General features: G+C 38.0%; 22 protein-coding genes. 5 read left to right on the forward strand and 17 right to left on the reverse strand.

What is annotated here, in order from left to right; translation table 11 throughout:
* Window positions 1-37: 37 nt before the first annotated feature.
* The 5 genes from N521_RS04845 to N521_RS04870 all read right to left on the reverse strand — a co-directional run bounded on the left by N521_RS04845 (window position 38) and on the right by N521_RS04870 (window position 6,341).
* Entirely contained in the window at window positions 38-1,231 is a 1,194-nt protein-coding gene (locus N521_RS04845; protein ID WP_035390062.1) for an MFS transporter, read from the reverse strand.
* Window positions 1,232-1,513: 282 nt separating this feature from the next.
* Window positions 1,514-1,990 (reverse strand): YxiF family protein, encoded by a 477-nt coding sequence (locus tag N521_RS04850; RefSeq protein ID WP_035390064.1) that lies wholly within the window; start codon window positions 1,988-1,990, stop codon window positions 1,514-1,516.
* Window positions 1,991-2,852: 862 nt separating this feature from the next.
* Window positions 2,853-3,215 carry a hypothetical protein gene (locus N521_RS04860; protein ID WP_035390066.1) on the reverse strand — a complete coding sequence of 121 codons (363 nt, stop codon included), beginning with the start codon at window positions 3,213-3,215 and terminating at the stop codon, window positions 2,853-2,855.
* 30 nt (window positions 3,216-3,245) lie between these two features.
* A complete protein-coding gene (locus tag N521_RS04865; RefSeq protein ID WP_080688195.1) occupies window positions 3,246-4,904 on the reverse strand; it encodes a ribonuclease YeeF family protein in 1,659 nt (552 codons plus the stop codon).
* A 201-nt stretch (window positions 4,905-5,105) separates the two neighbouring features.
* The gene (locus N521_RS04870) at window positions 5,106-6,341 is read right to left on the reverse strand and encodes a TerD family protein (RefSeq protein ID WP_035390067.1); all 1,236 of its coding nucleotides are present in this window, start codon (window positions 6,339-6,341) and stop codon (window positions 5,106-5,108) included.
* 161 nt (window positions 6,342-6,502) lie between these two features.
* Between N521_RS04870 and N521_RS19640 the strand changes: the two genes are divergently transcribed.
* Window positions 6,503-6,664 carry a hypothetical protein gene (locus N521_RS19640; protein WP_100218327.1) on the forward strand — a complete coding sequence of 54 codons (162 nt, stop codon included), beginning with the start codon at window positions 6,503-6,505 and terminating at the stop codon, window positions 6,662-6,664.
* 5 nt (window positions 6,665-6,669) lie between these two features.
* Here the strand turns inward: N521_RS19640 and N521_RS04875 are convergent, their stop codons facing one another.
* The 3 genes from N521_RS04875 to N521_RS04885 all read right to left on the reverse strand — a co-directional run bounded on the left by N521_RS04875 (window position 6,670) and on the right by N521_RS04885 (window position 11,172).
* On the reverse strand, window positions 6,670-7,650 hold the full coding sequence (locus N521_RS04875; RefSeq protein ID WP_035390068.1) for a restriction endonuclease: 981 nt from the start codon (window positions 7,648-7,650) through the stop codon (window positions 6,670-6,672).
* Between the two features lie 174 nt (window positions 7,651-7,824).
* On the reverse strand, window positions 7,825-9,264 hold the full coding sequence (bglA, locus tag N521_RS04880; protein ID WP_144716461.1) for a 6-phospho-beta-glucosidase BglA: 1,440 nt from the start codon (window positions 9,262-9,264) through the stop codon (window positions 7,825-7,827).
* 9 nt (window positions 9,265-9,273) lie between these two features.
* Window positions 9,274-11,172, reverse strand: coding sequence for a beta-glucoside-specific PTS transporter subunit IIABC (locus N521_RS04885; protein WP_035390071.1), 1,899 nt, complete (start codon window positions 11,170-11,172; stop codon window positions 9,274-9,276).
* A gap of 155 nt (window positions 11,173-11,327) precedes the next feature.
* On the opposite strand from N521_RS04885, the gene N521_RS04890 reads away from it, so the two are divergent.
* Window positions 11,328-12,038, forward strand: coding sequence for a GntR family transcriptional regulator (locus tag N521_RS04890; RefSeq protein WP_017368418.1), 711 nt, complete (start codon window positions 11,328-11,330; stop codon window positions 12,036-12,038).
* A gap of 39 nt (window positions 12,039-12,077) precedes the next feature.
* Here the strand turns inward: N521_RS04890 and N521_RS04895 are convergent, their stop codons facing one another.
* Window positions 12,078-12,641 carry an Imm64 family immunity protein gene (locus N521_RS04895; RefSeq protein ID WP_035390073.1) on the reverse strand — a complete coding sequence of 188 codons (564 nt, stop codon included), beginning with the start codon at window positions 12,639-12,641 and terminating at the stop codon, window positions 12,078-12,080.
* Window positions 12,642-12,893: 252 nt separating this feature from the next.
* Between N521_RS04895 and N521_RS04900 the strand changes: the two genes are divergently transcribed.
* Entirely contained in the window at window positions 12,894-13,790 is an 897-nt protein-coding gene (locus N521_RS04900) for a PhzF family phenazine biosynthesis protein (protein WP_035390075.1), read from the forward strand.
* A 39-nt stretch (window positions 13,791-13,829) separates the two neighbouring features.
* Here N521_RS04900 and N521_RS04905 read toward each other — a convergent pair whose 3' ends face one another.
* The 5 genes from N521_RS04905 to N521_RS04925 form a co-directional block, all read right to left on the reverse strand.
* Window positions 13,830-14,690 carry a LysR family transcriptional regulator gene (locus N521_RS04905; RefSeq protein ID WP_035390077.1) on the reverse strand — a complete coding sequence of 287 codons (861 nt, stop codon included), beginning with the start codon at window positions 14,688-14,690 and terminating at the stop codon, window positions 13,830-13,832.
* 114 nt (window positions 14,691-14,804) lie between these two features.
* Complete coding sequence (locus N521_RS04910; protein ID WP_008347442.1) at window positions 14,805-16,148, reverse strand: TcaA 3rd/4th domain-containing protein; 1,344 nt, start codon at window positions 16,146-16,148, stop codon at window positions 14,805-14,807.
* Between the two features lie 180 nt (window positions 16,149-16,328).
* Window positions 16,329-16,832, reverse strand: a complete 504-nt coding sequence (locus N521_RS04915; RefSeq protein WP_017359960.1) for an LURP-one-related/scramblase family protein — start codon at window positions 16,830-16,832, stop codon at window positions 16,329-16,331.
* Window positions 16,833-16,938: 106 nt separating this feature from the next.
* The gene (locus N521_RS04920) at window positions 16,939-17,280 is read right to left on the reverse strand and encodes a darcynin family protein (RefSeq protein ID WP_008347446.1); all 342 of its coding nucleotides are present in this window, start codon (window positions 17,278-17,280) and stop codon (window positions 16,939-16,941) included.
* 71 nt (window positions 17,281-17,351) lie between these two features.
* Complete coding sequence (locus tag N521_RS04925) at window positions 17,352-17,942, reverse strand: Crp/Fnr family transcriptional regulator (protein ID WP_017359961.1); 591 nt, start codon at window positions 17,940-17,942, stop codon at window positions 17,352-17,354.
* A 100-nt stretch (window positions 17,943-18,042) separates the two neighbouring features.
* On the opposite strand from N521_RS04925, the gene N521_RS04930 reads away from it, so the two are divergent.
* A complete protein-coding gene (locus N521_RS04930; RefSeq protein WP_017359962.1) occupies window positions 18,043-18,291 on the forward strand; it encodes a hypothetical protein in 249 nt (82 codons plus the stop codon).
* A gap of 14 nt (window positions 18,292-18,305) precedes the next feature.
* A complete protein-coding gene (locus N521_RS04935) occupies window positions 18,306-18,548 on the forward strand; it encodes a hypothetical protein (RefSeq protein WP_035390080.1) in 243 nt (80 codons plus the stop codon).
* Between the two features lie 69 nt (window positions 18,549-18,617).
* Here N521_RS04935 and N521_RS04940 read toward each other — a convergent pair whose 3' ends face one another.
* The 3 genes from N521_RS04940 to N521_RS04950 form a co-directional block, all read right to left on the reverse strand.
* Window positions 18,618-19,466: an MBL fold metallo-hydrolase gene (locus N521_RS04940; protein WP_007497345.1), complete on the reverse strand. Its 849-nt coding sequence runs from the start codon at window positions 19,464-19,466 to the stop codon at window positions 18,618-18,620.
* A gap of 69 nt (window positions 19,467-19,535) precedes the next feature.
* Entirely contained in the window at window positions 19,536-21,365 is a 1,830-nt protein-coding gene (locus tag N521_RS04945; RefSeq protein WP_035390082.1) for a hypothetical protein, read from the reverse strand.
* A gap of 235 nt (window positions 21,366-21,600) precedes the next feature.
* Window positions 21,601-23,379, reverse strand: coding sequence for an HNH endonuclease (locus N521_RS04950; protein ID WP_035390084.1), 1,779 nt, complete (start codon window positions 23,377-23,379; stop codon window positions 21,601-21,603).
* Window positions 23,380-23,448 lie beyond the last annotated feature (69 nt).

Consider the following 23,448-nt stretch of genomic DNA (forward strand, 5'->3'; position numbering starts at 1 on the left):
GAAAAAAGACGACCTCCGCTTTGGAAGTCGTCTTTTTTTATTCGTGTATCATAATCCGGCGATATCGATTGAGGATATACATCGCGCCGATGATCGCAACAACAGCGACACCCGCATCAAATATAAAGATTTGCAAAATCGTCGAGTGGGTTTCGATCAAACCAGTGACGACCGGAATCACAATGGCGGACACTCCGCCTGCTGTTGAGATAATTCCTGTCATCGTCCCTTTGTTTTTCCAGAAGAACTCAGCCATTACGGTTAACGTCAGCTGAAAGACACCAGCTGTTGAAAAGCCCAATACAAATGCATTGACGGTCCCGATGACTGGAGACTTCACGACCAATAGCACACAGATAGAGGCTAATGTAATAATCGGATAGAGTAGCAGCACGGTGACCGGACGAACAATACGGCGCAAAAGAAATGCGAGCAATAAGACAGACAGCAAACCACCCATGCTATAGTAACTAAGCAGCTTCACAGCACTGCCAGAAGCCATTCCCAATATTTCCTCACCGTACGTAGGCAGCCAAATTTGTGGCAAGGCGTACAGACCATTTGATGTAAAACTGATCACAATCAGTGCGACCCCTTCTCTCCAAAACGTAGGCTCTGATGAGAAGCGTGGAAGTCCATCATGCTCCGTCACCTGAACTTGCTCCACCTTGCGATGATTCGGAAATGGCAATGTCCACAACATCATCACATTCACTAAATAGATAAAAGCAGGTACAAAAAACGCAAATCCATAAAACAGATCATGCTCTGCTAAAAAGAAAATAGCGAGCGGCAGAATGGTCGCTCCAATCGAAATAAACGCCTTCACCATCACATTTGCAGATCCCGAGTTTTGAGGAAAAGCTTCCATTAAAGCCGGATACGTCCCTGCATCCATCGCCGAATTCGCCACCCCTGCCAAAATCGCAAACGCAAACGCGATTTGATAATTCGGAGACAATGGGATTCCAATGAGGAACACCGCCATCAGCACCCCCGAAACCAAAATGACCGGCTTTCGTCCAAAACGATCTGACAGTACGCCCGATAAACCATACGTGAGCACCCTGCCAATACCGAGTGCAGATATCATATAACTTATCCCCGCACTATTTGTATCTAATTGTTTGATCAAAAATGGCATATTAGAAGCCAAAATAATATTGACCATACCTAATAAAAAATAATTGATATAAAGACTAGAAGCCGTTCTCAAATACGGATTCCTCATGCTGACACACCCCTCAACACATTGCAATGAAGTGACAAATAATGGTTACGCTTACAAGATTCATGCGTGAGGAGAAACAGCTTTGCAACCTTCACGTACTTGAAACATCTCATCATTTCATACAGCTTACATGCCCTTCATTTATCAAGCATCTCTTCAAATTTTCACTAGCTCTTATTTTATATGAATGTGAAAGGTAATGATAGTGAATTGCTTAAATTTGAGGGAAATGGTGATAGAGAAAAATCCCTGTCATTTTTTGAAATGAAGCTTGATCTAAACTCACATCCCCCAAAAACTAAACTCATAAAAATATTCTGTACGCTCTATGCATAATCCAAAATGAAAATCCTCTGCTATTAAAATGAAATCTCCGTATCCACTTAAAAATTTGGTTTGCTCAAGAAGTTGATTTAAATGATGAAACACTTCATCCACATTCACTAAAAGCGCTTCAATTTCATGATCTCGGAAAAAAAGCAATCTCCCTTGTTTAGGAATCTCTTTTATCCTCCCGACCATTTCATTTAACATTTGTGTAGACTTTTCAATATGCTCTAGATAGTTGTCTCCATGTATTTGACTTTTATGTTCTCTCGATTGCAGGAAAGTAAATACCTTCTGACAAAAAAATTGATTCTCTTCGACCTCCAAAAAAGGGGGTTCTGGAAGTGTCATATAGCTTAATTCGTTTATTAAGTGCTTTCTTCTGCTTTTTCTTTTTAAGGTTTCGATTTTTGTTTTTCCTTTATTATTCATAGGAGCACCTCCACAAGGCGTATAAACATTGCTCTCTAGACATCTCCCCCTTGAAAATTCCACCAGGCTACACGGTGGAATGAACTGATTTCTAGATAACTATGCTTTTTTTCAAAATTTCCGGATATAAATCTAGGAAATCAATATAAATGGGGACTTTGTATAATTACATGTACGTAATAATGAATCTTATGTTGTTTAAAATCCCGAATAAATACATTCCTACTTACTCTTTTTACAATGTGACATTTTTCATCAGTGTAAATTAAATAATCTTGATCAGTATAAAACCAATCAAGATCTTATTTCATCATTAAATTTCAGCAATAACGGACTAATTTGAATGTATTTTTGAAATGAAATCTCGAAGAACTGTCTTTGCTGGTAGGTTCGCAGTAGTAGTCAACATTTGATTTATACGTTCTGTAATCTGAGGATGTTTCAGTACTATTTTTTTACCCTCTTCAATAGGATAACTTCTTAATGTATCAATACAAATCTCAAATAATTCCGCATCATTAGTATTCAGCAAATCCAATAAAATATGAAACTCATATTCATTGCACTCATTATCGAGACAGTACGCAATTTTTCGCTGCCACTCTATTAGTTTATTGAGTACCTGTTTTGATAGTTCTTCCCAATCGTTTAGGCTAAAATACAAGAGTATCTCACTTACTAGTATTTATCAGCGGATAAAATTTTATCCAGTTCTATATACATTTTTAATGCTCCAATGATGGTTCCACATATTTTTCTTTTTAAGCATTGTTTGGTTTTTATTCATTATAAGACCACCACCATAGAAACGGCAAAACAGAGAAGCACTAGCCTTATTAACCTCGTAGAAATACATACAGTTTTATTTCCACCAGTTAGATGTAATTTCTTTTAAATGAAATTCTATAAAATCTATCACTTTGCTATAGTCATCAGAGCTAAACTCCTGAATAGGATTGTCCCAATCTGTATTTTTAACTATTAGAACAAGATAGTTGCCATCTGAAGATAAATCGGGATACCAACCTAAGTCCAATGTTATTGATGATTTCTCATGATAAAGCTGTAACAAACTTTCAGTGAACATAAACCATCTTTCATCTTCTGTTTCTAACTTTCTAGGGTCAATTTCCCAAAAATGATTATAACGGACATTCCAACCTTCAGTTATCCTCAAGGGATGAATGTTTACTTCCGGAATATCAAGTTTCACATGCTTTCTCATCTTTATCCGACCTCTTTGTTAATTTTATAGTTATTTTATTCCTAATTTGTTTAAATACTTATTTAATCTATCACCAGCTATTGGATGACCGTGATACACATTACCACTCGTTAGTTCTCCTCTAATCCAACTAGTAGATTTTCCATTATCATAACCAACAACTTTACCAGTATCATAAATGAAGTAAAAATTATTATTGCCATTATCAATGATATGCCCTCTTTGAAGAGCTTCTTTTTCTATCACTTTATTATTTATTTCAGGTAGGTATTGAGCATTTCGTCTTCCGGTTTCACTAAAACGTTTCGCTTCTTCGGCAGTTCTAGCCTTTAAATGCTTATTATCATGATGAGAATATACTGCACTATTTATCTTTATTCTAAAATCTTTTCTACCATAATAACTTTTATGAGCAATTTCATCATGCCTTTTTGAAATATTAGGTATACCTGAACTCTTTACACCCATCTTCCCATGAAACCCTTTTGCCCCAAACGGCAAAAGCATCCCAAGCGCCGCATTCATACTCGCTTCCTGCTGTTCTTTCGAGACTTTATTTCCAAACATATCTCGACCCGTAATCGCTTCGCTGAAGCCGTTAGTTGCGGTGAGTCCATATAAGCCTTTTTGAGATGTTTTCAGGGCGTCAAAAGACTTCTGTGATGTCTTGTAAATGTCGACCGCTCTTACTGCGGCGGACGTGGCTTGAGTCGTTTTATAAACGGCTTTACCGCCTTTGAAAATGCGTCCTGCCCAACCGACGATCGGGATGTATCCTGCTGCTGCCATGCCGCCTGCGGCGACTCGCTGGCCTGCGGTGAGTTCTTCACCTGTGATCGGATCGACACCTGTTGCAGCACGTTTTGCATCGTTCACGCCTGTCAATTCATTGACAATATTTCCTCCGTAATCAAGAGCTTTTTCATACCACGGACGGTTGGCGAGCGCTTCTTGTTCCTTTGCGATCTTGCGGGCTTCTTCTTGATCTTTTTTGATTTTTAGATATTCAGAAGTTTGCTTCTCAATATCGCTTTTTGCCTTGTAGATTTCGCTATTTTGATACGCTTTCTTGTCAAAATTCATAGGCGAAATGGATTTTCCGTCATTTGTGGCATTGATCATTTCTGCGTACAATGCCATTGTAGCCTTCTCCTCAGTCTCTGACAAAGCATATTCATCTTTTAGATTTTGATCAAGTTCTATTAAATCTTTAACCGTTTTCTTGCGTTCATCTTCCGCATCTGCAATCTTTTCGTCAAAGGTTTTACTATCAAATACCTCCAGAGAAATGAGGTCATCAATATCTTGAAAAATCGTTTTGAGTGCCTTTTTTTGATCCTTTACAATGCTTTTGGCGTTTTTGATGCCCATATGTACAGCGTTGTCTAAAAAGTGTTCTTCTACAAAGGTATCGCCGCCAAAGTTTGTATCATCAAGCGTTCCAGAAACACCTTCATGAAAGGCTTTTTGTTTATCAATGAAGCTAATAAACATGTCCACATTTCCTGCGAGCTCTTTGTAGAAGCTTTTAATGTTATCGGCACCTTTTCCAGTGAAGTCGTCACCGAGGTTGGCAACACCTTGTAATGCCTTTTTTAAATCTATCATTTGTTCGCGGAGTTCCTGATAGTGTTTTGCCCTTGTATCCATGGCACTGGTTAGTGCTTTTGCATCAAGTATCTTGCCCAGAAGAAGCCACTCCCTCCATTATTGATCATAAAGTCTATTTTACCGTGACCTCCAAAACTGAAAAATAGGCTAAATGACATAAAAAATGGAATGGACTTTCTATTCAATTTACCCTCTCATTTGGATAAACGAGTTTATCCATTGTAGAGATATAGAAAAGGCCAGACAGTTCATTATACTCTGTCTAGCCACATGTTCACGTCACTTATAGTCATTGATTGGTCCTTTATCCATCAAAACATCAATTTCATTTGAAGACTTCATTTTTAATTTAGGTCTGCGCTCGGAATTCGGCTTGCTGTAAAGCTCTAGTGGACGGATGATCACGCCATCATTTGTGTTTTGAAGTATACCAGGAACACAAGAATAAATTCGATCATTGTCATTTGCATGTTTTGCATAAATCGTGACAGACGTTCCTTGATGATTATCGATACTCATAGACACTCTATATCTATAGAAAGAACCTGTTCCATTTGATTGAGCAGAGTAAACAACGGGTACCACCGCAAGGATATCATCATTTAACCTTAGTTTAATGACTTCTGTTTTCATTGATTCACGATCTCTACCGACATCTCCCATATGCTCAACAGCCCCGTTACCGTAACTTTTGAGAGCGGGAACACCTTTTGCGCCAAACATGGCCACATCTATTTGTTTTCCTGACTTCGTATAGATCAACGCGTAAATATCATAATCGGTACCAGACTCCCAAGATACTGTAGCCGTAATCTCTGGTGTTTTGTCAATGATGATCGGTTTATGACCTTTGTCTAGACTAATTTTACCTTGAACTTTCTCTAAGCTAATAGGTGCAGAGACTTTCTCTTTAGCGGCTGTGTTCATTGGAGCAGGCTCATTAATTTGTTTTTCAGAAACCATTTGAGGAGGTGTAGAAACATCCTGTTCATCAGGTTCAACCTCCACCCCATAAAGCTTGCATAGCCCTTCCAATCCAGAATCGAAGCCACGCCAGATGGATCGTGCTTTCGTTTCACTATTTCTTATGTATAGCTCTACTACGACAATACCCTTTTCATTTGTAAAGCTTACTGGTGTTAGGTATAGCACCTCATCACCTGTTCGAATTTCTGCTTGCAGATTCTTCACATGAGAAAAGCCGATTCCTCGATCCTCTGTTAGTGTAATAGCCATCTTTGTGATTCCGACAGGCACTTTGCTCATATCAAAATTCAATTGATGTCTTTTCAACTGATCTGATATCTCTGCTGGTAAAAGTGTCGCGACACCCGTAGTACTCTCCGGCTGATTGTAAAAAATAATGCCATTATCTCCTTGAACTAGATCTGAATCTGTTAAGAGAAACGCCGTTAAAGAAATATCAATTGCAGATGACACTTCATAACTGATGAATAATTGCCCCTTTGGAGAGTTTAGTACGGTATTGGCACCCATTTGCAGAGTTTGATTCATTTCAACAACTCCTATTCTTTATCTACCATTTATCGTTTTTATAGACCAATTATACCGAATTATGTGATAGAACCTATTAAAACCTTTACCTCTTTTCAACCTCTACAATGATATGAGACAATGCCAACTAAAACCGCACTACTCTAGAAGGGAGAACCATTGTGTATAAATTAATTATTCCTGCTGTTATGGTGGTATTCAGTCTGTGGATTCTTCTTCAATTATCAATGAACATCAATATCTTTCAGAATCCAATGAACTATTTTACCGTCATTACCCTCTTTTTTCTTTGTATTCAGGAGTTATTGAAACATAGACAATAAAAAGATCACTCAGGTACATACACTTTTTTCAGAGGTAATAAGGATCTTGTCTCAGCTGGCATATATTCATACCAATGTACAATAAGATTTACGAGCTCTTCTAAGTCCACTAGATGAACCTCATTATGTTTAGCAACAGCTTTGGCATTAGAGGTGAACCCACCAGTTGAAACGAATAAACTGTTAGCATTCATTGGATTCGCCCCTAATAATTGTTGTACCTCTGGAGAAGTGGCTGAGGATTCCCGGTGTTTTACTTGCACTTTGATCATGGGCTTTTCAAATCCAAATGCATCTTTATACGCTAATACATCCACACCACCGTCAGGACCTTTTGGACTCACACGGACATTGTATGACATTGCTTGTAGTAGACCCCCTACTAAATCTTGCATCTGCCAAGGATCCAATTTATCTACTTTATCTACAATCATAACAGTTGCTTTGCTAACTAAATCCTCAATAATTTCATCTTCTTCTGTTTCATCTACTTGTGCTGGAATCGAAGTAGGGTTTTTGAGTAAATGTTCAATCTCTTTTCCCCATTCGTCTACACGAAAAACCGTTGATATAGAACCGAGACTGTTTTTCGCTGATTGGCTAAGAGAATCTCGTTTCACTGCTATCGGTTCCCAATTCACTTGAATATGATTTGGATACATCTTATCCCCGGCTGCTTCATCAAAAAAATGAGGAGCAATTACTGTTCCTACTCGATACTCACGACTTTCTTTTATGTAAGTAATGATTCGATCACCCTTTTTAATTTCATTACTAAATCTCCATACCTGACTGACCCAGCTCTTTCTCGTAAAAGGTTTGTTCTCAGGAAATACTAAATCAGCCCGCTCAATCATCTCTTGTTTAGTTCGATATTGCTTTGGATTACCTAATTTAGGCCACCCTATCGATGCAATTCCATTCTTTTCCCAGATAGGAATTAACTCATTTTGGTCACCTGCACGAATCATCCACCATTTTGTCATTTACGATCTCCCCTATTCCATCTATTCACTATATTTTTCATTATCAAATATCACTCTCAATAAATTATAAGTCTTCTCGTTTGTTAACAAAAGGATATATGCACCATTTTAGTGAAACAACTCAAAAACCCGAACAAGCGCATTCCACGCTCATCCGGGCCAGTCATTTCTGTCTTACACTTCTTCACCATTCGTTGCAATGACGTTTTGGTACCAAGTAAATGAATCTTTTTTGAGTCTCTTCATTGAACCATTACCTTCGTTATCGCGGTCAACATAGATCATGCCGTAGCGTTTTTTCATTTCACCGGTTGTGAATGAAACGATATCAATGATGCCCCAAGGTGTGTAGCCGATGAGGTCCACACCGTCATATTCAATCGCTTTTTTCAGTGCTTGAATATGAGAAGCGAGATATTGAATTCGCTCTGGGTCATGAATAGAGCCGTCTTCTTCCACTTGATCAATGGCACCAAAGCCATTTTCCACAATGAATAGCGGGATTTGATAGCGATCGTAAAAACGATTCAATGTATATCTTAAGCCTGTCGGATCAATGGACCAGCCCCAGTCACTTGATTTGATATACGGATTTTCTACACCATGTGGCAGTGCTCCATTGACAATGTCTCCATTGTGATCAGATACCGCATCGCTTTTGACCGTTGTTGACATGTAGTAGCTAAAGCCAAGGTAATCTACTTTTCCTTTTCTTAAACTTTCTTCATCGCCTTCTTCAAATGGAATGTGATAGCCTTCGCGCTCAAATTCTTTTAATGCGTAGCTTGGATAGTAGCCACGCACCTGGACATCTGGGAAGAAATAGCGTTGTCTCATATATTCCTCTGCCAGCATGACATCCTCTGGGTTTGAGGAATATGGATAAATTGGCACGTGGGACACCATCGCTCCAATTTGAAAGGACGGATTGATCTCTTTGCCTTTTGCCACTGCCCATGCACTTGCAAGCAATTCATGATGGCCCGCTTGATACATGACTTCTTTGGCATTTTCGCCTTCTTTGACAGATACCCCTGAATTTGTCCAAAGGAACAACGGGTTGTTGACGTCCATTTTGTTATTGATTTCATTAAATGTCATCCAGTACGTGACCTTGTTCTTGTAACGATTGAAGCATACTTCCGCGAATTTCGCGAAATATTCAGCGACTTTTCTGCTTCGGAATCCGCCGTATTCTCTTGCCAAATGAAGGGGCATTTCAAAGTGAGACAACGTAATGACAGGCTCGATTCCATGTTTAATCAGTTCATCAAACACATCATCATAAAACTGTAAGCCTGCTTCATTCGGCTCTTCTTCATCTCCTTTAGGGAAAATTCGGCTCCAGCCGATCGATGTTCGCAAGCATTTTAATCCCATTTCAGCAAACATGGCGATATCTTCTTTGTAACGATGGTAGAAATCAATGGCTTCATGGTTTGGATAAAAAGTTCCTTCTTCTATCGTTTCCGTGATCTGTCTTGGAACACCATGAGCACCTGCTGTCATGACATCTACAACACTCGGCCCTTTGCCAGCTGCATTCCATCCACCTTCGAATTGATGAGCGGCTAATGCCCCGCCCCATAAGAAATCTTTTGGTAAAGTCATTATCTATTCCTCCTATTTCACAATTGTCATCATGACGTCAGTTGGCTGACATGTCGAACGTTCCTCTACAATCACATCTTCGTATGCTTGGGTATTGGTAATGATAACAGGTGTGATTGTTTGTAATCCTTTGCTTTCAATTGCTTCCTGATCAAATGTCATCAACAAGTCACCCTTTTTCACCTTGTCGCCTTCTTTGATATTGAGTGTAAATGCCGATCCATCTAGAGAGACCGTATCAATTCCTACATGAACAAGTAACTCTACACCAAATTCAGAACGCAGACCAATCGCATGTTTTGTTGGTGCAAGCATGACGACACTGCCGTCAAACGGTGCAAACAGTTTGTTATCGGTCGGATGAACGGCAAAGCCTTTCCCCATCGCACCAGAGCTAAATACGGCATCTGGTACTTCAGATAACGAAAGCACCTTTCCTGTAAGTGGAGCCGTAATCATTTCTTCATTGTTCATAGAAGCTTGTGTCGTTTCTCCGTCTTGATCTTTAACAGATGTTTCACCAGCTGGCTGGTCTACCGTATCTTCCCCATAACCGAACAATTGAATAAGCACAACTGGTAAAATCAGCGCAATGGCCACACCAATCAAAATACCAATAATAGACGTTGGATAATCTGCACTGATTCCGTTCACAATGGTCAGCGGGCCAGGCAGCCCTGCATATGCAAAGTAATAAGGCGTAAAGAAGCTGGCCACTACGGCACCGACCGCTCCAGAAATACACCCGAAAATAAACGGCTTTTTAAAACGTAAGGTGACACCGTAAATCGCAGGCTCCGTAATACCGAAGAATCCTGTGATTCCAGCTGAAACCCCTACTTTCCGTGTTTCCCGATTTCTTGCTTTTAAAATAACTCCCAACACCGCACCGACTTGAGCGATAACAGCGATGGTTTGATATGCCTGAAAGGAGTCACGTCCATATTGTTCAAAGTTCGCAAGTACCATTGGCGTGATGCCCCAGTGAACACCGAAAATCACGAGTACTTGCCAGAAACCGCCGATAATAGCCCCTGCCAGAGCTGGTACATTTTCAGCTAAGAAATTGTATCCGTTTGCAATCCCATTTGCACCTGCTGTCGAAAGAGGACCGATTAATAGAATGGTTAACGGAACCATGACGACCATACATAGAAATGGAACAAATAGCGGTTTGACAACCTCATGAATTCGTTTGTTTAAGAATTTTTCTACATAAGAAAGAATCCATACTAAGAAAAGCGGTGGCAAGACAGATGATGTATAAACCGTTTCAGATAACGCAATCCCTAAAAAGGTCACACCTTCCCCTGATGCTACACGTCCAGCAATCTCTGTCCAAGAAGGACTGACAAGCGCTGCTGTACAAGCAACCGCGATATACATATTCGTTTTAAAATGCTTGGCTGCAGTGATCGCAATAAAAATGGGCAAGAACGTAAACGGTGCCCAAGAAATAAAGCTAAACACTTCATAAGTGCCTGTTTTCGAGAAGCTTGGAAATATCAAATTTATTAAGATAAGTGCACCTTGCAAAATACCAGCTGCGGCTAAAATATACACAAATGGCGCAAACACAGCGGACATGGTCGCAATGACCCGATTCAGTATCGTTCCTTTGTTTTCATTCGACTGGTCATCATCCAACGTTTGGAGCTGAACAAGGTTGGAAAAATGCTCATATACCTCACCCACATGCTGACCGATCACAACCTGAAACTGACCACCGTTTTCCACCACTGTAATGACGCCAGGCATGGCGTTGACTGCTTCTTTTGCCTTTGGATTAGAACGCTTCAGCACCAAACGCAGCCTCGTGGCGCATCTTGCGGCACTCACCACATTTTCTTCTCCGCCAACTGCTTCTAAGATGTCTTCTGCAAGCTTTTGATAATCCCTCACTTTTGACATATAAAACCCCCCTTTACCACTACTAGTATATGTACATTATAATTATACCGGTACAATTTATCAATACATATATAATTTGAGTTTGCATATCAAAGAGAAATCGGGATGTGCTATAATACAAAGACAATAAATCGTGAAAACAAAGAGGAATGGCTATGTTAAAGTATCAACAAATTGCGAGCGATATTGAAAAATATATTGTCACACATGAGCTGCAGCAAGGAGACAAACTCCCTGTGCTTGAGACGCTCATGAATCAATTTGCTGTGAGCAAAAGTACAATTATCAAATCATTAGATTTACTCGAAAGAAAAGGGATTGTCTATCAGGTGAGGGGCAGCGGCATCTTTGTGAGAAGGCATAGGCGCAAAGGCTATATTAGCCTATTATCCAACCAAGGGTTTAAAAAAGATTTAGAGGAATTTCAACTGACATCAGAAGTTCTCACGTTAGATACCGTCAAACCGCCAGAAGAAGCTGCGCTGAATTTAAACATTGAACTAGATGAGGATGTTTTCTACCTTAAACGCATTCGTTACATCAATGGACAAACTTTATGTTTAGAAGAGTCCTATTACCGGAAAACCATTATTCCTTACCTCAACACAGAAATTGCAGCCGATTCTGTATTTAAATTTATTAGTGAAGGCCTTGGTCTTAAAGTGGGCTTTTCTGACATGTACCTGCAAGTTGGCAAACTAAACGAAACTGAAGCGAAGCACCTCGGACTTAAGCAAAATGATCCTGCTCTTCGCGTCGAAACCGTCTTTCATCTCACAAACGGCCAGCCCTTCGACTTCTCGAAAATCACATATAACTACATGCAATCCCAATTTTTTATTCAGGCGAATAATTATTATGGGTGATGGATGGAAAAAGCCTCCTGAGACATTCAGGAGGCTTTTCTACTGTTCTCTTTTAACCTTTAAATATTTCTTCCCTCTCTCTTGAGTAGTTAGCCCGTCAATGGCAGTATCACCATAAAAAGTGACTAAATAATCCCCTTTACCTATAAGAACAACTGGAAAAGCATGATGTTCTTGCAGACTCTTTTCAACATCATCTGGATGAAGCTCGACTTCCATTTCATGACCAATGAATGCATACTCGAACGTAAGAGTAGGATAAAGTTCTACAAGACACTGTACGATCTCCTGTTGAATACGAACGACATCATGTGAAACAACCTCTGTCCAATTTAAACACAGAACGAACCCAACAAAACCAGCTTCTTTTTGTATGTTCATGGTTGTATGTTTTAGACATGTTCCCGTCAATTCAAATTCTGTATAATAGGCTTCCAAGTAATTGTTTTTGATTTTATTCTCTTTTACATCATGTTCGATCCATGCTTCGCCATTAGCGTCTTGACTAAACTTTACTTTCGTTATTGAAATGCCTTTCTTTGTTAAATAGTCAATCAGTTGGTGGAAAGTGGTTGTTAAATGAATGTCATCATAGAATACCAATCCAATATTGATATATCCTCCTAAAGCGATGCTGACCCCCTCGCTTTCTTTTTGTTTTGTTCAAGCATACTACAAAAAGCAGATTCTCTTTGAACCTGCCTTTTGAACTATCATTATTTTTTTCAGCCTTACCGCCTAGTTGTTTGATATTACATGAACAATTCCAATTCATCACATTCAAAAGATTCATTTTACGAATGCATCATACAAACTTATGATGAACATAACAACATGTTTAGGAGGATTCGTCAGATGAAAGATATTAGGGTGTATCATGTCGATGCGTTTACAACTGAGAAATTTGGAGGTAATGCCGCTGGGGTGGTGTTGGATGCGGAATGGTTAACGGAGGATGAGATGCAGAATATCGCCAAGGAGTTGAACTTACCCGAGTCCGTTTTCTTGCTACCGGCACATGATGAGAAAGCCGATTATCGAGTGAAGTATTTCACTCCAACGGAAGAGGTCAATTTCTGCGGGCATGCGACGGTTGGGTTGACTTGGCTTTTAGCGACGGAGCTAGGGATGGCTAAAGAAAAATCAGGGGTGGTGTTAGAAACAAAGATTGGCCATGTTCCCGTTGTATGGCACGAAGAGAATGGCAAAGTTGTGGATGTGGAGATGACACAGGTCACGCCAAAGACGCGAGATTTTATCATCGATGTAGAAGAGCTTAGTGATATTCTCGGTATAAGCAGTGACAGGATTGATCCATCCTATCCTATAAAATTAGCAAACACCGGAAACTGGCATCTCCTTGTTCCGCTGAAACACCAGAATGACATTGATCAAGCGGCACCAAACTTAGCAGCTTTAGGGAAAATGAATAAAGCGCAGGGTATCACAACGACTCATCTTTATACGTTTCAATCCATAAAGGACTGTGATCTTTATACAAGGGATTTTGCACCTGGCATTGGTATACCCGAAGATCCTGTAACGGGAGCAGCCAACGGGGCATTGGCCGGATATCTGTATTTGGAAGGGATCATTTCTCAGCAAGAAACCACTCATCTACGCATTGCTCAAGGTGATGCAATCAGCAGACCAGGATTGCTTCGTATCACGGTCATTCCGAATGAAGCAAAGCCGGTCATTAAAGTAGCAGGTGCAGCGGTTATTACCATTCGCGGGGTGGTCACGCTATAAATTGATCAGCTTGAATAGAGACTCTCGTTCAAGCTGAATCTATTTAAAATGATCTTTGACTGCTTCAATCCATCTTTTAGTAGAAGGAGAGGCTGCGTTAAAAGATTTAAACGCCATATTGATTTCGCGATAAACACGGGTCTCAAGTGGAATTACGTTCGCATGAGGCACCTGAGACGGCAACATCAACTTCGGAATGATCGTGAGCCCAAGGCCTTCCTGAACCATAGAGATGAGCGTATTGTTGTCCCCAATCTCAAATAAAACATGGGGTTTTACGCCTCTTTCTTTTAATATTTTCTTAATGAGTTGATCACAGCCCGCTTTTGGCATAATAAATGGTTCATCTTGGAACAAAGCCACTTCCATCACCTTCTTTGTATGGAAACGATGACTCTCTTGCATGAGCACCACCAATTCATCTTGAAACAGTGGAACAGTTTCCAAATCTCTAGATGGCTGTGTTAAAAATCCAAGATCAACTGTGCCAGATGCGATCCACTCTTCAATCTCTTCATAGCCGCCTTCGTATAACTCCAATTGGATATTGGGATAACTTTTCGTAAAACGATGAATGAGCTGCGGAAGCATTTTTGAAGAAAAACTAGAAAACGTGCCGATCTTGATACTCCCCACTTCCATCCCTTGAATCAACGCCGCCTCCTGCTCAAGCAATGACGCATGATGAATGATTTGGCGAATATGGGGCATCACTCGCTCACCTGCATCTGTCAGCGACAGCCCGTTTCGATTCCGATGAAGCAGCACAATCCCAAGCTCTGACTCAAGCTTCGCCATATTATGACTCACCCCAGACTGCGTCAGCCCAAGCTTCTCTCCAGCTTTTGTAAAGCTGCCGCATTCGACAACTGTTTGAAATACTTTGTATGGGAATGTCATTCGTTTGCTCACCTCTTTTGCTTTCTGGCCATTAGTATTGGAACGCAGAAAGTACAATTTCCTTTTAAAAGAAATTGTACTTTCTGTAAAAATTATCTCATTTCTTTTGCTAAATTAAAAACTTGTTTTTTCTACCTCTGTGCTCGTCATATAATCATCACTATACGAGTAATCGTCTTCAACACTGCTAATTATCCATGATTTTTTATCTTCAATATATTCGAGAGTAAGCTCAACTTCTGAAAATCCTTCTTCGCTTTCACTGTCGACGTATTCAAGAACTTCTCTTTCTTTATCATGAAACTCTACTGGAATATGTATTAGATGTGATCCTCCACTTCCAATTTCATAGGTAGCCTTCGAAAAATCAATTCTTGTGCCTAGTGCCTTTCCCTCATAATAATTCTTTGAATCATACCCAGCAATCACTTCTATAAACTCTTTCTTAAGATTATCAGACACTTGTTTTAACTTATTTGCATCCTTAGAATTTTTAGCCTCGACCCTCTGCTTTGCGAAATCATTTATCACCTGTTTCATATTTTCTTTAAAAGCTTTATCAATGATTGGATTAGGTGTTAAATCATACTGATTTGTTGATCCTCCGAAAACAGAAGACGTATCTGTATCTTCTTCAACTTTCACTTCATATTCTTTGCTTTTGCCTTCTCCCCATGGGAATTTAGCCTTGCCTTGTAGAGTGATCCCTTCTTTCACAGGACCAAAAGTCGTACCTTCTTCTATTTTCTCTCCAGTTCCTTTTCCATTCACTACTATTTCTGTATTAGGTATCGATGATGAAACATCTACATTATTACCTGAAAAATTAAGACTGACTGTTTTTTCAAAAGAATCAGCATCAAAAAGAGTGAATTCCTCCTCATCATTTACTGTTGTATAATTAAATTTTTTTTCTCCTTTTATATCATATACACCTGGTCCGTAATAGCCCAGCATTTTAGAACTACTGTCTTTTAAGTTGATTTTTTCTCCATTAAAAGAAATTTCAGCACCCTTGGCGGCTTCCACTTCTACCTTATAAGCTCTCGCTTTAATCGTATATTTCTCTCTCCCTAAAAAACCTTTCTCTTTATCTATAAAGAATGGTCCCATAGACAAAAAGGCTTTTCCAAATAGACTCTCAGTAAATGTACTATCCTTACCGTCTGAATTATAATACTTTGCTTGATACTCTAATAACTCAACCTGATTTTCAAATTCTTTACTTTCATTTTTTAGATAGTTAATAATGCTTTCAGCATCATTTTTATCCCATGACATCTCTTTATTTTGAAGCTTCACTAATTTAACTAGGCCCTTTGCATCCCCATTTTCCACTTTTTCCTTAAATTCTTTTGCCAAATCTGCTGGATTTGCTGAACGTCCAGCTACCAAAAAGATAATAATAAATAACAGAACTACACTACTACCAATAATAAATAACGTCTTTTTTTTCATTTTCATACTCCTTAATCAATTTATTTGATTATTATAACACTAAAGTTAAATAATAGAGTATGACCCAAAAAATTCATAATATATGAATCATAAGAATTAGCAATTAAAACTCAATTTACAAAAACACCTCGAAAAGCTTTAAGCTCTTTGAGGTGTTTTATGGATGACTATATTCTTTTTCTAGTTAGTCGTCGTCGACGAAGACCTAGACGCCGCTTCATCCGCTTTCACACAATCAATCGCAACAACCAATGCAATCATCACAGGCTCCATCTCTTCTTTCAAAATATCCACCTTGTAGCTATCCCCCCAAGTAAACCATTCCTTCTTTACCTGGCCGATCACTTCGCCGCTTTGCAGCACTTGGAAATTCATATCCCACCAGTTCCCTTGTACTTCGATACCAGCAGCATCAATTGAATATTTTGCTTTGAAGAACGTAAACTCTTTTTTGATCGTCAATACCTCTTGCCCACCGACTTCTACTAAAAACTTTGGTAAAAAGCTAAACATTTTCTTCGTAATTACAGCGATGATGTCTCGTTCTGTATTCAAAATGGTGAACGTCTTTGGCACCTTCATAAAGCTGCCTTCGACCACATATACATCATTCTCCTGTTGATCTTTTACGGTAAACCTACCGCTCAGACTAAATACTTTCTGTTTCATATAAAGTTGTTTCATATGTACCTCCGATTAAGTTCAAAAATTTATCCGAATCTTACCTTACCCCTGATTATACCAAAAAATAGAATGTGCAAAAAACCACCTGATAGTAGGTGGTTTTCGATTACTGATCCATTTTCAGAGATTCTTTTTCATATGTTTGAAAAGCATCTTCCATTCCCATGATGACCTCTTTAATTTTGACATAACCACTTGTGTAAGGAATAGAATCTCTAATCTCTTCCCACATAAAATGATAGAACTTCAGGTCATCCGTTTCACACATCACAAAATCTGTGTAATCCTTACCTGGAAGAGCTTCAGCATCAAAAAAGCGCACCGTCACATGTTCCTCATATTTCTGCATCAATTCTTGCAGCGAAGCCGCATGGGTTCTGCGCTCCTCTCGTGGTAAAGCAAGCCAAGATGGATAGAACTCTAATAAAACAACCATCATATATTTCATCATCAAGCCCCTCGATTCTTCTATGATGTGATGATTGTACGCCAGATCTAGAGAATGTGCATTAACATAGGTTAATGTTCAGCAGGATGCAGCAGCCTGCTCAGCGAAACTGGAGAAATACCGATATATGAGGCAATATGATATTGAGCGATACGTTGATGTAACCCGGGATATTTCAATAAAAACGCCTGATATCGCTCAATGGCTGGCAAATAGAGCAGTTCCCTCTCACGCTCTTCCTTTCTCGTATACAGCCTTTCTACACTCACCCGAACAAACCGCTCCCACATATGACTGCTGTCCATCAATATTTGAAGTAGATCATACGGAATTTCAATCACGATAGAATCCTCCATCGCTTCAATCGAATAAGGAGAAGGCTGCCCGTTGATCATACTTGCATAAGAAGTAGCAAAATCATCTTCCAACGTAAAAGCCACGTTGTACTCCCTTCCATCCGGTAACAAATAGAAGAGACGGAAGAGACCTGTTATGCAGAAGTAGGCATGCTTCACTGGATCGCCAGCCTTGATCATGCATGTACCTGCTTTTAATTGTTTAATCGTTGTTCCATCTTTGAAGACTTGCCAATGATTTTGTTCAATTGGATATTTCGATATTTTGGTTTTGAACGTGTCGTATGGGTTAGTTATTTTGTCCATCTGTAAGTAACCTCTCTATTAATAGAAGAATTGATAAAAAATGGTGTCAGAAAATACTCAGGTTATAATGGAAATATAAGCGAAGATGAGGGGAGAAACAATGAAAAAAATCACTTTTTTTGACTGGACCATCCATTTACAAGCGGACTTAACAGCGATTACAGATCATTATGAAAAGAAAATGGTCATTTTAGAATCATCAATTGAATTAAACGGTGTGATCTGGATGGATGACAACAACGAGCTACAAATCAAACCTACTTGGGATTGTGTCATTTCAATTGATCCAACCAACAAATCTCTGACAATCCGGCAAACAAAAGAAGTATTCGGAGATGTGTACGAATGAAAATAGGAGGAACTATGAAGAAAACCGCTTTTTATGATTGGACGATTCACTATCCTGAACATGTAACAGCCGTCAAAGATGATACAGAAAAGAAAATGGTCTTTCTAGAACAGACTGTTGAATTTAAAGGAATTATTCGTATTGATGAGAATGATGAACTGCAAATAAAACCCACTTGGGATTGTGTCATTATTATGAATGCAAAACAGATGTCTGTCACAGTTCGTGATGCAGAAGACTTTGTAGGTTTACCATAGAAATAAAAAAGTCTCGTTTGAGGAAAATCACTCAAATGAGACTTTTTCTGTTTTAGTCACCATAATTATTTAATAACCATTTACAAAATAAGCGATTGTCTCTAACTCATCTTCTTTTAGCTCTCTGTTCACATGTGTTTGATATTCACTCTTGATTCTCTCCTGATCTCCACCATAAAGATCCGTGTATTTCGCCATCATTCGAAGCTTATCTGTTTCCTGACGAAACTCCTCTTTTGTCCATGGTCTTTGGTGTGAAGGAATATACGTTTCAGCATCAAATGCATCTAACTCATCTAAAAGACGCAAGATTTCTTTTACCGTATAATGTACTTTTTCAGCATACATTTTCGGATAAATGCAATCAGCAAGAAACAGGATTTTTTCCTCTTTCACATACACGATCACTGAATCTGCGGCATGATCGCCTCCAACATGCTGCACAACACAAGTGACCCCGCCAAGATCAATCTCCATCCGACGATCAAACGTCACATCCGGTAAAACGACCTGAATCTCTCGATGATTCTTATATTCTTCTTTGATGGCCTTCGCGCAAAAATCAATCTCCGTTCCTTCCCTCACCCGCTCATCAATCGCCTCATCTGACCAAGAAAACGGAAGAAGCTTCTCCATTTCCTTTCTGGTTTTTGCCGAAGCAATTGCAACCGAATCAGGAAGCGCAGGCAGACCAAAAATATGATCCCAATGCCAATGAGTGAGGACCACCATATCCGGCGTGGCGTTCTCTTGTTTTAAGGTCTTTTGGATAAAATAGTTCGCATGATCTTCTGAATTACCGGCATCGATCATTAATGTTTTGTTATCGCCTTCGACCATGCCTAGGATGGGGCGGTCGGTGAGTGATACTGGTGTGATGTAGGAGAAGGTTTTGCCTATTTTTTTGATTGTGTGCATGGTGTGCCTGCTTTCTAATATTTTTAAGTTTTATCCCCGTTGAATTGTTATGCGCTACTTAATCAAATATTATTTCTTTAACAAATGTTTGGCTAACTTTCGATCTTCTTTATCCTTTGTCTTCACAGCAATATGTTCAATCAATTCTCTTGTGGCCGCTTGCTGAGAATACGAAGGAGACCATTCTTTTAATACACTTAAAGCATGATACTGTAAATTTCCATCATCTGATCTAAGTGCAGCTTGAATCAATGGCAATCCTACACCGTCGTGTGCATATAAATCTTGCACAATATATTGTAGACAAGCCACTTCATCATCTGAGAGGTTAGATAACGATAAATGTGTTTCTGAAAATTTACAAAGCTCTCTAATATGCTGGTGATGATTTGTGTCCATCACAGCAAAGTATATTTCACTATTTGCCGGATCTTTCTCAAGTAAAGCAAATAGATGCTCAATCACATCTAAACGATAAAAGAGAGCGATTTCAAGTGCTTGGGAGCTAAAACCCTGTTGTAACGAATCGATTGCAAGCTTTGGCCATCTACTGTCATTGATAAACGGTTGAACAGCTTCCTGGATAGCCTTATAATCGTCCTGTTTCCATGAAGCATTCAATCGGTCGTCCCAAATCTCTTGTTCATCATTTAAAAACTCATTTATTTTCAATATTGGATAAAAGTCCTCAATTGCTTGGCAGTGCTTATGAGCATGGTGAATAAATCGGCAGAGAACTGAGCTTGCATTTGAATACTCATCGATTCCGTAGATAGAAACCTCATCTTCTAATAATGCTTGAATGATGAGACTCGCTCCATCGTATAATTCTTTGGAAATTTCATCTTCTGATAAAGCTGTTTCCAGATCACCATTAAGAGCACAAGTATAAGCTAAGTATTCATTCATGATTGTATTTTCGCAGCCCTTTGTTAGGAGCCATCGTTTTATTTCTGGCGTCGATGCTTCCAATTGCTCAACAGCCGAAATCTTCCCCCATCCATCGACGGACTTTGCAAGACGCCAAACATGTTCGTTTCCTTGAATTGTGCCATTCTTCAATGCAATCACGACATAAGAAGTAAATTCTTCATGCATACCTATTGTGAATAAAAGCTCTTTGTATTTTTCACAGTTTGTACATCTCAGTATCATGACTGCAAATTTGACGACCTCCCGATGTGCCGCATGTTCAAGAAGCCATAACGCTTCTTGCTGTACACGGGATTCATCCCATTGTGTTTGCTGAAATCGTTCAATTAGCTCACTGTTGCGACTCGCCATATTGTTAGAAATGATTTTTTCATATGTTTTTTTTCTAGTTTCGTTTGTAGGATGATTCAGTTGTATTTCAAAAAGCTTCAATAGTTTCTTCACATAAAAAGGAGCAGGTGGTTCATCTACATAATAATCAGATAAACCGGGAGCCAATCGTGGTTCATTTTCGTCAAATAAAAAGTCTTCATCTGGTAAACGGTCGTCTACTATTTTATGATGTGATTGAATTTGTTGTTGAATAAAGGGGACGATTCTCTCTTTATGATCCCATGGTAGAAGGTCTATCTTCATTGATTCATCTAAAACCGTTTCATGATCTACCTTCACCATACAACGAAATCGTACATACCCACCAAGTTTAACGGACACCTTGTGTTTTGTACCATCTTGAAGTTCCAATATCCCTGACAATTTTGAATAAGGGATCATATGAGTCAATAAACTTTTTCGTTGTTTTTTATCAACTGTCACACCATCAATGATTAGTTGCTCTTCTTTTATTTGGTTTGTAATTTCTATAGAATGCCCTTTATATTCAATTTTCCATGTTTTATTTATTTCTATTTCTACGTCTTTTATTACGTTACGCATTTCTCGTTTAAAGTCGCCTTTGAAACCCATGGATGTCTCCTTTTTTCTATTTATCTATGTTACTCTGCGTTATGAGTAACTATATTTCCTAAATTATAGGATATAGGAATCAATAACTCTCCATAACCTTCAAATATAAAAATTTGGAGGAAAATAGCCCTACAAAGTTCCATTCAATTTTTTATTGTCTCTAAACTAAGAAGTGATTGCGGGAATTGCATATCCTCATGAAAATTAATTCTTCTCCATTAAGAATCTGTGCAATTTATTTGTAGCATTTTACTAACTTATTTGTATTATAATCATTTATATACCAATCAATTGACTCTAAATATTCTCTTATATCTTCTAATTCTAAATCAATTTTTAATTCCTTTAAATTAGAAGATAGAACTCTAAAAAGAAGATCTAATTGATAAGAATAAATTTTTAATAAACCTAATTCATTTTCTATTAAATTATTGTAGTAATCTATTTTATTTATTAAGAAGTTCTCTATATCAACTTTATTATTTGTAAATGGAGTTATATTAAGTGTTGAACATAGATAATGGTAATTTAACTTATTATTTGCTTTAGTACTAGCTAAAATCGCTCTATAAAGATTGATTATTTCAGTTTTATTTGTACATACATATCTACTTATTGAATAAAATAATTGTATTTCATTTACTAAACTTACAAGTTGAGTTGCGTTAACAATGTACATTGAAGAAAAATATCTATGTTCACCATCACTGTAATAATTACCAACTTGTATATTATTAATTTTTTCTTTCTTTTCAAATATTCTTTTTGATTTTACAGTACTATTTTCGCGAATTATTTTCGGTAACAATTCTCTAGTTAGCCACTTATAAGTATGTTTAACAGTCCAGTAATCTTTAACCCCATACTCTTTTGATAAATTCATGTCATTCCATAGTAACCATACATAATTTGAGGGAGCCAAACTATAATAGTTATCTATAAAACTATGTATTATACATTTATGACCTTTATTGTAATTTTCATCATCTTCCTTAATGTAAACTTTCAGCATATTATCTCCGGAAGCATCAAATATGTGCCATTTAGAGCTTCCTTTCTCGTAATCATGTTCACTAGAAAACTCGAGAATTTCCTTCCAAAGGTTCATATTCACTTTTATTAAGTGGTATTTAGATAAATCATAGTGATTAGGAAAAAAGTCTTTACAGTCAATAATCTCTTCTAGTTCTATTATTGCCTCTATATATGCTGAAATAAATTTATCAATAACAATACAAAGATTAAAAACCTCTTCATAACTCAAGTTGAATCTTGAATTTCCTAATTGAACAATATAATTATTTTCATCTAATTTTGCTACAATATATCGTCTCATTTCAAAATGTATGGGTGTGTTATTTCCAGGATATAATTCGCTTAATATTTCTTTATGTCCCAAACTGATATTAGTCCCTCGAATATAAAAACTATTAAAGGTAAATAAACATGAACCTCTATTTTCATTTATAACTGGAAGATAGCCTTCTAAGATCACGCTTTTATTTTTATACTTTAAAAACTTTCCATCAGTTGAAAAATTTTTAATATCTGCTTCCCCAAAATCTGCCATGTGATTATTTAGACGGTCTGCATATTCTTCCGTTGTAATTTTCCCTTCATTTAATTGCTTCCTAATAACTTCGAGGCTAAGTGCATATTTTGCTTCTTCTTCGAATTTCTTAATATGTTTTTTTACTTCTTTTATTTTTCCTTTTGCCCGGCGCAATAATCGTGAAGAGATCTCTTCTGGCAAATCGTTATTTCTTTTATCATTATTACACTTATGATGAGCTGGTCTTAAATTTTCTAAACCATTAAAATCAAAATCCAAAGTTAGCTTAAAATCATTTATTACTTTTTTTACTTTTTTATTATCTTTAAATGTTGCTTCAGGTATTATATGGTCTACTTGTAAATCTGAATAATTGAATAAATCCTCCAAACATATAGTGCAGCGTCTTTGATGAGCTTGCCAAAGAGCGTATCTAACTTCTGGTTTATCTTTTAAGGCCAATAGTATCTCCCTTTCTGTAATAAAAACATTACAATTTTATGAAAACTAATAGTGAATTTATCCCTTTAT

It is taken from the genome of Bacillus sp. UNC125MFCrub1.1 (genome assembly GCF_000701305.1).
Taxonomy (GTDB): domain Bacteria; phylum Bacillota; class Bacilli; order Bacillales; family Bacillaceae; genus Bacillus; species Bacillus altitudinis.